General features: G+C 69.8%; 14 protein-coding genes. 4 read left to right on the top strand and 10 right to left on the bottom strand.

Annotation, left to right across the window (positions count from 1 at the left end):
• Nucleotides 1-57 precede the first annotated feature (57 nt).
• A complete protein-coding gene (locus tag AB0L60_RS22710; protein WP_364617137.1) occupies nt 58-1,767 on the top strand; it encodes a 3' terminal RNA ribose 2'-O-methyltransferase Hen1 in 1,710 nt (569 codons plus the stop codon).
• Nucleotides 1,767-4,346 carry a polynucleotide kinase-phosphatase gene (locus AB0L60_RS22705; RefSeq protein ID WP_364617135.1) on the top strand — a complete coding sequence of 860 codons (2,580 nt, stop codon included), beginning with the start codon at nt 1,767-1,769 and terminating at the stop codon, nt 4,344-4,346. The genes AB0L60_RS22710 and AB0L60_RS22705 overlap by 1 nt, the downstream gene beginning before the upstream one ends.
• 21 nt (nt 4,347-4,367) lie before the next feature.
• Here the strand turns inward: AB0L60_RS22705 and AB0L60_RS22700 are convergent, their stop codons facing one another.
• From AB0L60_RS22700 to AB0L60_RS22670, 7 genes are all read right to left on the bottom strand, one after another.
• Nucleotides 4,368-5,042 (bottom strand): response regulator transcription factor, encoded by a 675-nt coding sequence (locus tag AB0L60_RS22700; protein ID WP_364617133.1) that lies wholly within the window; start codon nt 5,040-5,042, stop codon nt 4,368-4,370.
• Nucleotides 5,039-6,211: a sensor histidine kinase gene (locus AB0L60_RS22695; protein WP_364617414.1), complete on the bottom strand. Its 1,173-nt coding sequence runs from the start codon at nt 6,209-6,211 to the stop codon at nt 5,039-5,041. Before AB0L60_RS22695 ends, AB0L60_RS22700 begins: the two co-directional genes overlap by 4 nt.
• 19 nt (nt 6,212-6,230) lie before the next feature.
• Nucleotides 6,231-7,427 (bottom strand): FAD-dependent oxidoreductase, encoded by a 1,197-nt coding sequence (locus AB0L60_RS22690; protein WP_364617131.1) that lies wholly within the window; start codon nt 7,425-7,427, stop codon nt 6,231-6,233.
• Nucleotides 7,427-7,621, bottom strand: coding sequence for a ferredoxin (locus tag AB0L60_RS22685; protein WP_364617128.1), 195 nt, complete (start codon nt 7,619-7,621; stop codon nt 7,427-7,429). The genes AB0L60_RS22690 and AB0L60_RS22685 overlap by 1 nt, the downstream gene beginning before the upstream one ends.
• Before the next feature lie 15 nt (nt 7,622-7,636).
• Nucleotides 7,637-8,827: a cytochrome P450 gene (locus AB0L60_RS22680; protein WP_364617126.1), complete on the bottom strand. Its 1,191-nt coding sequence runs from the start codon at nt 8,825-8,827 to the stop codon at nt 7,637-7,639.
• A gap of 123 nt (nt 8,828-8,950) precedes the next feature.
• Complete coding sequence (locus AB0L60_RS22675) at nt 8,951-9,430, bottom strand: NUDIX domain-containing protein (RefSeq protein WP_364617124.1); 480 nt, start codon at nt 9,428-9,430, stop codon at nt 8,951-8,953.
• Nucleotides 9,431-9,564: 134 nt separating this feature from the next.
• Complete coding sequence (locus AB0L60_RS22670) at nt 9,565-10,776, bottom strand: GAF domain-containing sensor histidine kinase (protein ID WP_364617122.1); 1,212 nt, start codon at nt 10,774-10,776, stop codon at nt 9,565-9,567.
• Nucleotides 10,777-11,108: 332 nt separating this feature from the next.
• Between AB0L60_RS22670 and AB0L60_RS22665 the strand changes: the two genes are divergently transcribed.
• Nucleotides 11,109-11,588 (top strand): hypothetical protein, encoded by a 480-nt coding sequence (locus tag AB0L60_RS22665; RefSeq protein ID WP_364617120.1) that lies wholly within the window; start codon nt 11,109-11,111, stop codon nt 11,586-11,588.
• A 1-nt stretch (nt 11,589) separates the two neighbouring features.
• Here the strand turns inward: AB0L60_RS22665 and AB0L60_RS22660 are convergent, their stop codons facing one another.
• The 3 genes from AB0L60_RS22660 to AB0L60_RS22650 form a co-directional block, all read right to left on the bottom strand.
• Nucleotides 11,590-12,609, bottom strand: coding sequence for a zinc-dependent alcohol dehydrogenase family protein (locus AB0L60_RS22660; RefSeq protein WP_364617118.1), 1,020 nt, complete (start codon nt 12,607-12,609; stop codon nt 11,590-11,592).
• Between the two features lie 216 nt (nt 12,610-12,825).
• Nucleotides 12,826-13,134: a hypothetical protein gene (locus AB0L60_RS22655; RefSeq protein WP_364617116.1), complete on the bottom strand. Its 309-nt coding sequence runs from the start codon at nt 13,132-13,134 to the stop codon at nt 12,826-12,828.
• 57 nt (nt 13,135-13,191) lie between these two features.
• Nucleotides 13,192-13,785 carry a TetR/AcrR family transcriptional regulator gene (locus AB0L60_RS22650; RefSeq protein ID WP_364617114.1) on the bottom strand — a complete coding sequence of 198 codons (594 nt, stop codon included), beginning with the start codon at nt 13,783-13,785 and terminating at the stop codon, nt 13,192-13,194.
• 114 nt (nt 13,786-13,899) lie between these two features.
• Here AB0L60_RS22650 and AB0L60_RS22645 point away from each other — a divergent pair, with 114 nt between their 5' ends.
• The gene (locus AB0L60_RS22645) at nt 13,900-14,802 is read left to right on the top strand and encodes an alpha/beta hydrolase (protein ID WP_364617112.1); all 903 of its coding nucleotides are present in this window, start codon (nt 13,900-13,902) and stop codon (nt 14,800-14,802) included.
• The last annotated feature ends 8 nt before the right edge of the window (nt 14,803-14,810 follow it).

Below are 14,810 nucleotides of genomic sequence, written 5' to 3'. Positions count from 1 at the left end.
GCAGGTCGAGACGGAAATGTATTTGCGGGCGCTCTCGGCCTACGGGAGCATCTCAGGATGCTGTTGACGATTTCTTGTATGCGACCCGAGGGCGCCGCCTGGCCGGCCTCCGATCTGGGGTACCTGCTGCACAAGAATCCGTCGCGCATACAGACTTTCGAGCAGTCCTACGGTGTCGCGCACGTGCTCTACCCGGAGGCGGGCGACGACCGCTGCACGGCTGCGCTGCTGCTGGAGATCGATCCCGTCCGGTTGGTGCGCGGGAAGTCGAAGAGCACGCCCGAATTCAGCCTGGGGCAGTATGTGAACGATCGCCCGTACGCGGCGTCTTCGCTGGTGTCCGTGGCCATTTCGACGGTGTTCGGCACCGCCCTGCACGGCCGCTGCAAGCAGCGTCCCGAGCTGGCCGAGACCGCGCTCCCGCTGCGCATCGAGCTCCCGGCCGTCCCCTGCAAGGGCGGGGCCGAGTACGCCGAGCGGGTCTTCGCGCCCCTGGGCTGGACCGTCGTGGCCACTCCCCTTCCCTTGGACCCGGCCTTCCCGGACTGGGGCGATTCCCATTACCTGCGGCTCGAACTCACCGGAACGCTGCGCCTGTCCGACGCGCTGTCGCACCTCTATGTCCTGCTGCCCGTCCTCGACGGCAGCAAGCACTACTGGCTCGACACCGCTGAAATCGACAAACTCCTCCGCTTCGGCGAGGGCTGGCTCACCACCCACCCCGAACGCGAGTGGATCACCCGGCGCTACCTCACCCGCCGCCACACCCTGGTCCGCGCCGCCCTCGCCCGCCTCGCCGAGCTGGACGACGCCGACCCGGAGGAACTCGGCGCGATCGAGCACGATATCGACGACGAGGGGGCCGGTGTCGAGACCACCTCGTCCGCACCGGACCTTGGCCGTGAAGTCTCCGCTGCCGCAACGGAGCTCGCGGCCACGAGTTCGCTCGCCGACGAGGATTCGGGCGCCGCGCGGCTGCCCGGTTCGGCGAGCAGAGCCGCCACCATCGGGGCGGGTGCAGTGATATCAGGGCAGGCGACCGACCTCGGCCCGGTCTCCGGTGGGACCGGCGATCCGGTCCCGGCGACCGATCCGCGGGCGGAGGCTTCCTGTTCCGCGGAGGCCGGCGAACGCGGCCCATCGCTGGCGGTCTTGCGGCGGGCGGCCGTGCATCGCGCGCTGCTGTCGGCCGGGGCGAGCCGGGTGCTCGATCTCGGGTGCGGGCAGGGCGCGTTGCTGCTGGAGCTGGTGGCGGACCGGGCGTTCACGGAGATCGTCGGGATCGATGTGTCGATGCGCGAGTTGAAGATCGCGGCGCGGCGGCTGCGGCGGGCGCCGGAGTGGCAGTCGCGGCGGGTGACGCTGCGGCAGGGGGCGCTGACCTATACCGACGCCGCATTGCGGGGTTATGACGCGGCGGTGCTCATGGAGGTGATCGAACATGTGGACGCGCCGCGGTTGCAGGCGCTGGAGCACGCGGTGTTCGGGGCTGCCGCTCCGGGCGCCGTGGTCGTGACGACCCCGAACAGCGAGTACAACGTGCGCTACGACGGGCTCGACGCAGGCGCGTTCCGGCATTCGGATCACCGATTCGAGTGGAGCCGGGCAGAATTCGCGGACTGGGCGAACCGGGTCGGTGGGACGTACGGGTATGTCGTGCGGTTCGAGCCGATCGGGCCCGAGGATGCGGAAGTGGGGGCGTCGACGCAGATGGCTGTGTTCACCAAACGGGACGGGAAGAACGGCGATGAGAAAGGAGTCGCGTGATGGCAGAGCTGTCGGTTCCGGTGCTGTCGCTGGTCGTGTTGATCGGCAGCAGCGGCTCCGGGAAATCCACGTTCGCGCACAAGCACTTCCGGTCGACGGCGGTGCTGTCGTCGGACGCCTACCGGGGGCTGGTGAGCGATAACGAGGCCGATCAGTCGGTGACGGCCGAGGCGTTCGAGCTGCTGCACCACGTGGCGGGCGTGCGCCTGCGGCGCGGGCTGCGCACCGTCATCGACGCCACCAATGTGCAGCCCAAGGCGCGGCAGGCGCTGGTGGAGCTGGCGCGGGCGCACGATGTCCTGCCGGTGGCGATCGTGCTGGACGTGCCGGAAGCGGTGTGCGTGCAGCGCAATGCGCTGCGGGTGGATCGCGCGGATCTGGGGCCGCACGTGGTGGGGCGCCACCAGCGCGATCTGCGGCGTTCGCTGAAGTTCCTGGAGCGCGAGGGTTTCCGCAAGGTGCACGTGCTGAAGGGCGTCGAGGAGATCGAGGCCGCCACCATCGCGGACGAGCGCCTGTGGAACGACAAGACCGATCTCACCGGGCCTTTCGATGTGATCGGCGACGTGCACGGCTGCCGGAGCGAGCTGGAGACGCTGCTGGGCGAACTCGGCTATGTCATCGCGCGGGACACGGAGGGACGGGCGGTCGACGCGCGGCACCCCGAGGGCCGCACCGCGGTGTTCGTCGGCGACCTGGTCGATCGCGGGCCGGATACGCCCGGCGTGCTGCGGCTGGTGATGGGCATGGCCGCATCCGGAAACGCCCTGTGTATCACCGGAAACCACGAGTTCAAACTGGTGCGCGCGCTCGACGGCCGCCGCGTCACGGTGGCGCACGGCCTGGCCGAGTCGCTCGCCCAGCTGGAGGCTGAGGACGCCGAATTCCGCAAGACCGCACAGGAATTCATGCGTGGCCTGGTCAGCCACTATGTGCTCGACGGCGGCAAGCTGGTGGTCGCGCACGCCGGCCTGAAGGAGGAGTACCAGGGCCGTACCTCGGGCCGGGTGCGCGAGTTCGCCATGTACGGCGAATCCACGGGCGAGACAGACGAATACGGGCTGCCGGTGCGGTACCCGTGGGCCAACAACTACCGCGGTAAGGCGCTGGTGCTCTACGGCCACACGCCGATGACCGAACTGGTGTGGGTGAACAACACCCTGTGCCTGGATACCGGCGCGGTGTTCGGCGGCCGTCTGACCGCGCTGCGCTACCCGGAGCGGGAGCCGGTGTCGGTGCCGGCCGAACAGGTCTGGTTCGAGCCCGTGCGCCCGCTCGCGGCCGCCACCTTCGCCACCGGCGAGGCGGTGGTGCAGCGGGATCCGGGCGTGCTCGACCTGGACGACGTACTGGGCCGGCGGGTGGTGGAGACCCGCCACCTCGGCCGGGTCACCGTGCAGGAGGACGCCGCGAGCGCCGCGCTCGAGGTGATGAGCCGCTTCGCCGTGGACCCGCGCTGGCTGGTGTACCTGCCGCCGACCATGTCGCCGTGCGCCACCTCCACCCTGGACGGCTATCTCGAGCACCCGGCCCAGGCCTTCGAGTACTACCGCTCCGAGGGCGTGGACACCGTGGTGTGCGAGGAGAAGCACATGGGTTCGCGTGCGGTCGTGGTGGTTTCGCGGTCGGCCCAGGCGGCGCGGGACCGGTTCGGCGTCGAGGACGGCAGCACCGGCGCGGTGTACACCCGCACCGGCCGCCCGTTCTTCGACGATCCGGCGCGCGCCGAATCGCTGCTGGCCCGGGTGCGGACGGCGGCCGAAACCGCCGGGCTGTTCGAGGAATTGGGCACCGACTGGCTGCTGCTGGACACCGAGCTGCTGCCGTGGTCGGCCAAAGCGCTGGGGCTGCTGCGCAACCAGTACGCCGCGGTCGGCGCGGCGGCCCGGGCCTCGCTCGGCCGGGCCGCCGAGGTGCTGGCGGCCGCGATCGAACGCGGTTTGGACGCAGGCGATCTCGCGGCACGCACGGGAGCGCGCCGGGCCGACGCCGGCGCCTTCACCGCCGCCTACGGCCGCTACTGCTGGCCCACCGACGGCCTCGACGGCGTGCGTCTGGCCCCGTTCCAGTTGCTGGCCGCCTCCGGCGCGAATTACGCGGGGCGTGACCACAACTGGCACCTGGAGCGCATCGACCGCCTGGTCGCCGCCGACCCGGAGTTCTTCACCCCGACCGGCCGCCGCCTGGTCGACCTCGCCTCCCCGGAGGCCGAAGCCGCCGCGACGGCGTGGTGGACCGAGCTCACCGCGGCCGGCGGCGAGGGCATGGTGGTGAAGCCGCTCGGCTCGCTGGTGGCCGGCACCGGCACCCGCAGTGGCCGGCCGGTGCAGCCGGGCGTGAAATGCCGTGGCCCGGAATACCTCCGGATCATCTACGGCCCGGAGTACCGGCGCCCCGACCAGCTGCACCGCCTGCGCTCCCGCGGCCTCGGCGGCAAGCGCTCCATGGCGCTGCGGGAGTACGCCCTGGGCCTGGAGGCCCTGGACCGCTTCGTGGCCCGGGAGCCGCTGTGGCGCGTCCACGAGGCGGTGTTCGCGATCCTGGCCCTGGAGACCGAGCCGGTCGACCCTCGGCTGTAGCCGACTGGAAGGCTGCCCGGTTCAGCTCGGAGTGTCGGGGCGGACCAGGCCGGTGCGGTAGGCGATGACGACGAGCTGGGCCCGGTCGCGCGCATCGAGTTTGGCCATGGCGCGATTGACGTGGGTCTTGGCGGTGAGGGCGGTGATGAAGAGGCGTTCGGCGATCTCGTCATTGGACAGACCCAACGCGACCAGCGTGACCACCTCGCGTTCGCGCGGGGTGAGAGCCGCCAGCGCGGGCGGCGGCTCCCAGCGCGCCGGGTCCGGCTGGGCCAGGAAGCGGCCGATCAGCGCCTTGGTCGCGGTGGGCGACAGCAGGGCGTCGCCGGCGACGACCGTGCGGATCGCGGCGAGCAGCTCGTCGGCGTTCATCCCCTTGCCGAGGAATCCGCTCGCCCCGGCGTGCAGGGCCTCGACTACGTGCTCCTCGTACTCGAAGGTGGTGAGCACCAGCACCTTCACGCCGGCGAGGTCCTCGTCCGCACTGATCAGCCGGGTCGCGGCCAGACCGTCCAGCTCGGGCATGCGAATGTCCATGAGCACGACGTCGGCCTGCTGGGTGCGGGCGAGTTCGACCGCTTCGCGGCCGGTGGCGGCCTCGCCGACCACCCGCATGTCCTCGGTGGAGTCGATGAGCATGCGAAAGGTGTCGCGCAGGAGCGCCTGGTCGTCGGCCAGCACTACCCGAATCGTCATGACCCGCCCTTTCGGCCGTTGCGATGCGGCAGTTCGGCGTCCACCCGGAAACCACCGTGCGGGCCCGGGCCCGCATCGAGCGTGCCCCCCACGGCCTTCACGCGTTCCCGCATGCCGATCATCCCGTAGCCGGTGCCGGTCTCCGCGCGCAGGCGGCCGTCGTCCTCGACGGTGATCCGCACCCGGTCGGGTCGATAGTCCAGCCGCACCCGCGCGGTCGGTACCCCAGCGTGCTTGCGGGTATTGGTCAACGCCTCCTGAATGATTCGGTAGGCGGTGAGGTCGGTCAGCGAGGACAGCTCGAACGGCTCTCCGGAACGCTCGACGGTGACGTCCAGCCCGGCGTGCCGGAAGGACTCCACCAGCTCGGTCAGCTCCCCGAGACCGGGTGAGGGGGCGCGCGGATGCCCCGAATCGTCTTCCGCGCGCAGCACTCCGACGGTCGCGCGGAGATCGTCGAGGGCGGTCCGGCTGGTGTCGCGAATACGTTCCAGCGCCTCGTAGGCGTGGTCCGGATCGGTGCGCATCAGATGGTGCGCGACACTGGCCTGCGCGTTCACCAGCGTGATGTGGTGGGCGACCACGTCGTGCAACTCCTGGGCGATCCGCAGGCGTTCCTCGGCAACCCGGCGGGCGGCCTCCGCCTCCCGGTCACGTTCGGCGGTTTCGGCCCGTTCGAGAGCCGCCGCCAGCAGCTTCCGATGGCTGCCCACCGCATCACCCGCGGCGACGCCGAGCAGGGTCCAGGCGATCTGGGACAGCGCCTGGGGCAGATCCCCCGGACTCGGCTGCGAAATGAGGATGGCGGCGACCAGTGGCACCGCGGCACACACGCCGGCCAGCCAGGCGGTGCGCCGATCCATCCGGTTCGCCACCGTGAAGAGCGCGACCGCGGTGGCCGCGGGCGGCGGAGCGGAGTACGGAATCACCAGGTAGCGAGCGACTTCCACGAGCACGGTGGCGGCGACCACCGGGATCGGCCACCGGCTGCGGACCAGCAGCGGCACGCAGGTGAGCGCGAGCCCGCTGACCGCCCGGTCCATCGGGCTGTGCCGCAGATAGGCCATGCTCGCGGCCACCGGGGTGGCGACCAGGAAGCATCCGATCGCGACCGCGAGGTCGGCCGCCCACGGCCGGACTCGCAGCCAGCACCGCAGCCGGGCGATCATCCGCACGTCGTCAAGGTACCTACCCGCCGCACGCATCGGCGTGACCCGGCGCGGTGACGCGGCCACGGTATTCCCGCAGGGTGCGGGCGCTGTTCCAGCCCACCGCCCCGACGACCCGGTCGCCGATGCGGTAGAGCGCGACGAACTTGCGTTCGCGGGGATCTCCCGCGACGATCTCGGTCCGGGCGGCGGCGGGACACCAGCCGTGGATTTGGATCTTGCTGTCGTAGTGGTCGGTCCAGCCGAAAGGTGTTGGTGCATAGGGTGTTTCCCGTCCCGGTTCGGCGAGCAGATTGCGGGCCGCGGCGATGGCCTGCTCGCCCGCGTTGGTGCGCTGCTCGAACCGGACCCGCGCGCCGAGGCCCGGATGCGGCCAGTTGGCGACATCACCGGCGGCGTACACGCCCGGCGCGGCCCGGCAGTATTCGTCGCAGCGCACCCCGTCGCCGACCGGAACACCGGATCCGGCCAGCCAGTCGACGGCGGGCACCGAGCCGATGGCGACCACCACGACATCGGCCGCCAGCCGGGTCCCGTCGTCGAGCACCACGGCGGCGACCCGGCCGTCCGCGCCCTCGATATCGGAAACCTTGCGGCCCATCCGCATTCGCACGCCGTGGTCGCGATGCGTCGCGGCCACCAGGCCCGCGACCTCGGCACCGAACTGGCGGATCAGCGGCGCGGGCTCGGCGTCCACGAGGGTGACGTCCACCCCGAGTTCCCGTGCGGACGCGGCGATCTCGCTGCCGAGGAAGCCCGCGCCGAGCACCACCACCCGCGGTCCGGCCGCCAGTTCCGCGCGCAGGGCGAGAGCGTCGTCGAGGGTCCGCAGCACGTGCATTCCGGCCAGATCGTGCCCGAAGGGCAGGCGGCGGGGGCGCAGGCCGGTCGCGATGATGAGGCCGTCGTAGCGCACCCGGTCGCCGTCGGAGAGGGTGACGGTGCGCGCATCGGTGTCCAGACCCGTTGCGCGGCAACCCGATCGCAGTTCGAGATCGAGCCCCGCGAGCGCCGCATGATCGCGCAGCGTGATATCCGGCGGCTGCCGGTCGCCGGTGAGCAGCTGCTTCGACAGCGGCGGCCGATCATAGGGCGCGTGGGTCTCCTCGCCGATCAGGGTGAGCGTGCCGGTGAAGCCCTCGCGCCGCAGGGTCTCGGCCGCGCTCAGCCCGGCGGCCGAAGCGCCCACCACCACAAGGTGATCGGGGCCGGGCACTACTGCTCCACCCGGATGGCCAGGGCCGGGCAGCGCGCGGCGGCATCGAGTACCCGCGGCAGCAGCTCCTCGGCCGGGCGGGGATCGAGCAGGAGGACGATGCCGTCCTCGTCGCGCTGGTCGAACACCTCCGGTGCGGCCACCACGCACTGACCGCCGCCGCAGCATCTGTTCTCATCGATGTGGATCTTCATGGAATATCCCCTCTCCTACCAGGTCACCGGCAGCTCGTGGACGCCGTAGACGACCATCTCGTCGCGCATCGGAACCGCCTCGAGCGGCACCGCGAGCCGCAGCTCCGGGAAGCGTTCGAACAGGGCGGTCAGCGCGATGCGCAGCTCCAGCCGGGCCAGCTGCTGGCCGATGCACTGATGGATGCCGAAGCCGAACGCCACGTGCGGCCGGTGGGGGCGCAGCAGGTCCAGGCTTTCCGGATCGTCGGGGAACAGCTCCGGGTCGCGGTTGGCCGCGGGCAGGTGCGCGACCACCGTGCCGCCCGCCGGAATCAGCCGGCCGCCCACCTCGACATCCGCCAAAGCCGTTCGGCGGATACCGAATTGGATGACACTCAGGAAGCGCAGCAGCTCCTCCACCACGGCGTCGGCATGCTCGGGCTCGGCGCGCAGCAGGGCCAGCTGGGCGGGGTCGCGCAGCAGGCACAGGGTACTCAGGGCGATCATGTTGGCCGTGGTCTCGTGCCCGGCGACCAGCAGCAGTACGCCGATGCCCGCCAGCTCCTCATCGGTGAGGTCCCCGTCCCGGACCAGGGCGCTGAGGATGTCGTCGGCGAGCTCGGTCCGCTTCTGGACGGCGAGGCGGTGGATCAGCTGGTTCAGTTCCAGCTGAGCCTGCGCCACCTCCTCGGCGGGTGCGCCGAGCCGCAGCAGCGCGGCCGAATTGTGCTGGAACTCAGCACGATCGGCGTACGGCACCCCGAGCAGCTCGCAGATGACCAGCGAGGGAATCGGCAGCGCGAAGTCCTGCACGAGGTCGACCGGACCGGTGGCCCCGGCCATGGCGTCCAGGTGATCGGCGACGATCCGCTCCACCGCCGGGGCCAGCTCGCGCATGCGCCGCACGGTGAACTGGCCGGTGAGCATCTTGCGCAGGCGGCTGTGCTCCGGCGCGTCCATGAAGATGAACCAGCCCGGCGGAGGAGGCGGAATCTCCTGCGAGCCACGGTGATTGCCGGTGACACCGCGACGCCTCGAGCTGAAACGCGGGTCGGACAGCACGGCCCGCACGTCGGCGTATCGCGTGATCAGCCAGCCGTCGATGCCGTCCGGCAGGGTGACGTGCGCGACCGGACCCTGCTCGCGCAATTCCCGGTATTCCCCGGGCGGGCTGAACGGACACGTCCGGACCACGGGCTGGCTCCCGGCGAGCTGTGTATGGGTCATCGACGTCCTTTCCGAACGGTGGCGATCCGCTGGTCGCGGTAACAACCACCCTGCCGCCGGGACCGGGTGGCCGTCGTCGTCCGGACGTGGACTTTCGGTATACCGCGAACGCGGTATACCGGGCTACGCGCCGGCGCGGTGCTCGCGCAGGCGGTCGAGGTAGGGGCGCTGACCCTTGCCGAGTTTCTCGTGGGCGGTGTCCAGGTCGAACCAGGCGACCCGGTCGATTTCGGGGAATTCGGCGATTCGCCCGGATCGTGGCGGCCACTCCATTTCGAACGTGCCCGGCACCACCTGTTCCGGATCCAGGTCGCCCTCGACGGCCCACACCGTGACCTGCTTCTTGCTGCTTCCGCTGCCGTACTGGACGTCGCCGAGCGGAATCCATTCGCCATCGGGCACGGGCAGGCCGAGTTCTTCGCCGAATTCGCGCCGGGCGGCGTCGCGGGGCTGCTCCTCGGTGGGCTCGTACTCGCCCTTGGGGATGGACCAGGCGGCGGCGTCCTTCTTCGCCCACAACGGTCCGCCCATGTGCCCGATCAGCACTTCGAGGCCGGTGGTGCGGCGGAACAACAGGACTCCGGCGCTGAATCTGAGGCTCATGGCAACGAGTTTGCCGAATCGCCGCGACCGCCACCCCGGTGATCGGCGCACTCGTGACCCAGGCCACCGCGCTTTCGGTGGCAACCGGCCCGGCGAACGCCGAGCCCGCCGCCCCCGGCCTGGCGGCCACCGGCTCAGACCTGGGGAATCGGCACCCGCCAGACCAGCCTGGTGCCGTATCCGTCCAGACCCGGCCCGAGTTCGAGCGCGCCTGCCAGATCGGTGGCACGTTCGGCGATCTTGCGCAGCCCGCCCCGGCGGGGCGCGTCGCCCACGCCGATACCGTTGTCCGCCACCGAGATTCGCAGCTCGCCCCGGGCCGCGGTGACGTCCACGTCGATGCGGGTGGCCTCGGCGTGGCGCGCCACATTCGACAGTGACTCACGCAGTACGGCCAGCGCCTGCCGCCCGGTCTCCGGCGGCACGCGGGTGTCGAGGGGACCGTCCTGCCGCAGGCTCGGTGTGCAGCCGAGGTGGCGGGCGGCGGTGGACACCAATTCGGTGATCTCGCTGCGCAATCCACCCTTTCCACCGGCGGTCGGAGGCAGCGCGAAGAGGGTGGCGCGGATGTCCTGGATGGTGTCGTCCAGGTCGGCCATCACGCGGGCGAGCCGCTCCCCGACCTCGGGCGCCGGGTTCATCCGGAGCGCGCCCTGCAGGGCCTGGCCCGAGGCGTGGATGCGCTGGATCACGGAGTCGTGCAGGTCGCGGGCGATGCGATCGCGCTCCTCGAGGACGGCGATCACGGCCGAGTCCTGCCGGCGGCGTACGGTGTCGCGCTGGACCTGGTCGTACATGCGCACATTGACGATCTTCACGGCCGCGATGACGGCCAGCGCCTCGATGATCCGTTCGTCCTCGTCGCTGAACGCGCCCCCGCGCTTGTTCGTCAGGTACAGGTCGCCCAGGACCGTGCCGCGATAGCGCAGCGGCACGCCGAGGAAGCTGCGCATGGGCGGATGCCCGTCGGGCCAGCCCTCGAAGGCGGGACTCTTGGTGAGGTCGGCCAGCCGGACCGGATGCTCCCCGGACAGCACCGTGCCGAGCACGCCCCGGCCGTGCGGCCAGTACCCGATCCGGCGAATCGTCTCCTCGTCCATACCGACCGGGACGAATTGCGCCAGCTGCCGTTCACCGCTCCCGTTCTCGGGTTCGAGCAAACCCAGTGCGCCGTACTGGGCACCGACCAGCCGGACCGCCGCGGTCACCAGCTGCCGCAGCACCAGATCCACATCCAGGTCCGAGACCACCGTGTACACCGCCTCGACCAGATCGTGTAGCCGTTCTCGCGAGGCCGTCAGTTCACGCAGCTCGTCCGGTACGACACCCCACAGCTCATCGGACATTGGCACAGGCTACCCACCGGCAACCTGAGGACATTCGTCTCTCGGGCCGGGTGTCGCCGAGAAGAACCATGAAAACAGACCTTTCGGACTGAAGACGCAGAGCCGCAGTCGCTATGAGAGCGACTGGGGCACAGGCTTATCCACGCTTCCCGCGATCGCCCTGCAGCCACGCTGGGGAACGGGCGTCATCACCGGGTGATGGTGGACTCGCAAGATCAGGTCGAGCAGACCTCTTCCGTGACGCTCGAACGAGTGGTGTTCTGGATGTGGGTCACCGACCCCGGTCTTCAGAACCGGAGCGGATCATTCGAGTGTCAAGGAAGGCGTGCGCCATGACCACGATCCATCTCCACAAGACGACCACCGCGACGCCTGAGCAGTTCCTGGCCGGCCTCACCGACTTCGGGCCGGGCCGGCACGAACTCTTCGGCAACAGCGCGGACAGCTACCTCGAGGTGCATCACGAAGGCCCCCATGACGCTGATGTCACGGAGGGCTCGACCGGCATCTGGGAACGCCTGCACTACGACTGGAGCGACCCCCATCACGTGGTGATGACGACCACCGACTCCAACCTGTGGGGTGGCGCCTCGGGCCACACCTACACCCTCACGCAGCTCCCCTCGGGCATGACCGACGTGGACGCCGTCGTGGTCCGCGACGGCAAGAACCTCAGGGGACGGCTGCTCGCGATGGTGCTCGGACTCTTCGGCGCCCGCGTCCTGGGAAAGCCGTTCGAGAAGTCCATCAAGGCCATCGAAGCTCGCGGCGGCGGCGCGGGTGGAAAGAACACGCAGACGCCAGGAAGGTGAACTACGGTTCGAACACCAGCAGCGGTTTGCCCCCGTGTGCGGGAGCTTCGGCCAGATGGACAGCTTCGCTGAACTTTTCGACGAGAATCGGCCGGCCCTCCGGCACCCGCAACGCGCCGCTGCCGGCGAGCTGAAGTGTCCGGTCGATCGTTGCGGCCATCCGATCCTTCGGGGTCTCGGTGAACCAGCGGAACAGCCAGAACCCCCGGACGGTCTTGGTTTCGTAGATCAGCGAGCGCGCGAAGACGGGGATGGTGAGTTTGTCGGGATCGGTTTGGCGGTGCGTGGACAGCGCACCGAAGACGACGAGCTCCCCGTGCGGTGCCAGCGCACGCGACACGTCCGCACCCACCTGACCGCTGACACAGTCGATCGCCTTGGACACGCCGTCGTAGCCCGCTATGTCGGCCACCCGTTCGCGCAGGTCCTCGTCCTCGGTGCAGATCACCGCGGTGCCGCCCAACGCGAGGATGTCCTCGACCGCGGATCGACGGCGGACCACATTGAGGGTCTTGAAGCCGACTTGCACGCCGAGCTGGATGACCGACTGGCCCACGGTTGAACCGGCCGCCGTCTGCAGGAGCCATTCACCCGGTCGAACATCGAGTTCATCACCGGTCAGGATCACGGCGGTGAGCGGATTGCTGAGAATCTGGGCAGCCGTGGAATCACTCATGCCGACGGGAACGGGCAAGACCCGCTCGGCATCGGCAACGACATACTCCTGCCACGTTCCCCTCACTCCGACCGTCATGACACGTTGCCCGACGGTCAGACCGTCTGTGCCGCTACCGAGTTCGTCGATCACACCAACGGATTCGATTCCGGGCACGGTGGGGAACTCCGGCGCGAATCCGTATCTGCCGCGGACGGTATGCAGGTCGCTGGCATGAACGGGTGCAGCCGCCACCCGGATCCGGACCTCGCCGCGACCAGGCTCCGGAACGGGGCGGGTCTGCAAGCGCAGAACCTCGGACGGCTCGCCCACCGTATCGGCGACAACAGCCTGCATGGTCCTCATCTTCCTGCCCCTCCTTCGGTCGGATCCAGGTCCCACAGCGGTTCGACGTGCACATCGTCGCCCCGCCCTACAACGGCGAAGATTCGAAACAGCGCGGCCCAATTCCAGCCCTACTACCCTCCAATGCTGCCATGCAGGGGCTGTCGGGTCTGTCTCCCCTGCAGCCGGCGGATCGACCTGCGGAAGATCATGAGGTTCCGATCCCGGAGTGGTGGGTCAGCGGCGGGTCCAGGATTGGGCGGTGTCGGTGAGGTTCCACCATGAGACGTAGTGGGGGTCTTCGGAATCCAGGTGCCAGGTGGAGGCGAGGGTGTCGAAGAAGGCGATGTCGTGCCGCCTCGGGGTTCGCCCAGGCAGATGAGGTGGGTGCCGCCGGCGGTCGTGAAGTCGGCGAGAGCCGGGCAGGCGGGAGGCGCTGTCGAGATAGTCTGCGACCCTGGGGAATTCGGTGCGCAGGTGCGGCTCGTCGCCGAGCAGGGCGACCAGTTCGGCTCGGCGTTTCGGGGTGAGCGCCAGGTCCGTCATCCCATCGATTCTGGGCCCGCCAGGTCGGATTCCGGGGCGTGTCGCGCGATTCGGTGTCTAGACCCGTAGACCGTTGATCAAGGCCAGCACCGCGGGTTCGGTTTGCGCGCGGGCGGTTTCGGGATCGTCGGAATTGGCGATGAACATGGCGGCCTCACCGAGGGCGGAGAGGATCATCAGGGCCAGGGGGCGGACGTCGAGGTCGGCCCGCAGGATGCCGGCCTGGATACCGGATTCGAGGCCCGCGACGACCAGGCCCAGGCCGTACTTCTCGTCGACCGCGCGCCACTCCTGCCAGCCGAGCACCGACGGCGCGTCGATGAGGGTGATGCGGACGCGTTCGGGGTCGACGCAGGAGAGCAGGAAGTTGTGCAGCCCGGCTTCGAGAACGGCCATGGTGTCGGTCGGCGGGGCCTCGGCCATGGTCTCGGCGACCTGCTGGAGGATCTCCTGCTGCACCTGCTCGTAGACGGCTCGGAACAGGTCCTTCTTGTCCTTGAACTGGTGATACAGCGCGCCGCGGGAGCTGCCGGCGCGCTCCACGATCTCGGGGGTGCTGACCGCCGCGTAGCCGCGCTCGGCGAAGAGTTCACGCGCGGCGGCCATCAGATTCGCGCGGGTCGACTCGGACCGTTCGGCTTGCCTGATCATCGACACCTTTCTGGCTCGGTGCCTGGATCGTAACGCGAAATCATTGAAAACAGGCAGCCTGTTTGTTAATTTGAAATCGCCTTCACCGTCACTGCTCCTAGAGGAGTCATCCAGATGACGCACACCATCTCCCCCGAATCCCGCGCCGCTTGGCGCGCCCCCGCCCTCGGCGCCCGACGCGAGCTCACCCTGCCGCAGGGCACGCTGACCGTCTTCGACAGCGGCAGCGGCGATCCCGTTGTCTTCGTGCACGGACTGCTGGTCAATGCCAACCTGTGGCGCCGGGTCGTTCCAGCGCTCGCCGGCGAATTCCGCTGCGTGGCAATCGATCTGCCCTTCGGTTCGCACACCACCGCCATGCCCGGCGCCGACCTGAGCGCCCCCGGCCTGGCCCAGCTGGTCATCCAGGCCATCGAGAAACTCGACCTCGGCCCGGTCACCCTGGTAGGCAACGACTCCGGCGGCGCGGTGAGCCAGCTGGTCGTGGCCGCCCGCCCGGACCTCGTCGCCCGCCTGGTGCTGACCTCCTGCGACGCCTACGAGAACTTCCCGCCGCCGTTCTTCGACTACGTCGGCCTGGCTGCGCGCACTCCGGGGGCGCTCGCCTCGCTGGCCCTGAGTCTGCGCATTCGCGCCATTCGCCGCCTGCCCATCGCCTACGGCTGGCTGGCCCGCGGCCCGATCGACCGCGCGGTCAGCGACTCGTACGCCCTGCCGGTCGGCACCAAGGCCATCCGCGAGGACGTCCGCCGTGCCATCCGCGGCCTGGACAGCCAGTACACCCTCGCGGCCGCAAAGACTTTCGCCGATTTCAAGAAGCCGGTGCTACTGGCCTGGTCGGCGGGCGACCGCTTCTTCCCGGACCGCTACGCCGAACGCCTGGCCGCCGAATTCCCCGACGCCCGCATCGAATGGATCCGCGATTCGCGCACCTTCTCCCCCGAGGATCAGCCAGAACAGCTGACCAGCGCGATCCGCGTCTTCCTGGACGCGACCCGGGCCGAGACCCAGCACTGATTCCGGCC

Source organism: Nocardia sp. NPDC051981 (genome assembly GCF_040680715.1).
Lineage (GTDB): Bacteria > Actinomycetota > Actinomycetes > Mycobacteriales > Mycobacteriaceae > Nocardia.
This window is presented reverse-complemented; position numbering and strand designations above follow the sequence as displayed.

Coding starts and splice junctions, on each gene's coding strand:
- AB0L60_RS22710 (WP_364617137.1), top strand. CDS start 58: ATGCTGTTGACGATTTCTTGTATGCGACCCGAGGGCGCCGCCTGGCCG.
- AB0L60_RS22705 (WP_364617135.1), top strand. CDS start 1,767: ATGGCAGAGCTGTCGGTTCCGGTGCTGTCGCTGGTCGTGTTGATCGGC.
- AB0L60_RS22700 (WP_364617133.1), bottom strand. CDS start 5,042: ATGACGATTCGGGTAGTGCTGGCCGACGACCAGGCGCTCCTGCGCGAC.
- AB0L60_RS22695 (WP_364617414.1), bottom strand. CDS start 6,211: ATGATCGCCCGGCTGCGGTGCTGGCTGCGAGTCCGGCCGTGGGCGGCC.
- AB0L60_RS22685 (WP_364617128.1), bottom strand. CDS start 7,621: ATGAAGATCCACATCGATGAGAACAGATGCTGCGGCGGCGGTCAGTGC.
- AB0L60_RS22680 (WP_364617126.1), bottom strand. CDS start 8,827: ATGACCCATACACAGCTCGCCGGGAGCCAGCCCGTGGTCCGGACGTGT.
- AB0L60_RS22675 (WP_364617124.1), bottom strand. CDS start 9,430: ATGAGCCTCAGATTCAGCGCCGGAGTCCTGTTGTTCCGCCGCACCACC.
- AB0L60_RS22670 (WP_364617122.1), bottom strand. CDS start 10,776: ATGTCCGATGAGCTGTGGGGTGTCGTACCGGACGAGCTGCGTGAACTG.
- AB0L60_RS22665 (WP_364617120.1), top strand. CDS start 11,109: ATGACCACGATCCATCTCCACAAGACGACCACCGCGACGCCTGAGCAG.
- AB0L60_RS22660 (WP_364617118.1), bottom strand. CDS start 12,609: ATGAGGACCATGCAGGCTGTTGTCGCCGATACGGTGGGCGAGCCGTCC.
- AB0L60_RS22655 (WP_364617116.1), bottom strand. CDS start 13,134: ATGACGGACCTGGCGCTCACCCCGAAACGCCGAGCCGAACTGGTCGCC.
- AB0L60_RS22650 (WP_364617114.1), bottom strand. CDS start 13,785: ATGATCAGGCAAGCCGAACGGTCCGAGTCGACCCGCGCGAATCTGATG.
- AB0L60_RS22645 (WP_364617112.1), top strand. CDS start 13,900: ATGACGCACACCATCTCCCCCGAATCCCGCGCCGCTTGGCGCGCCCCC.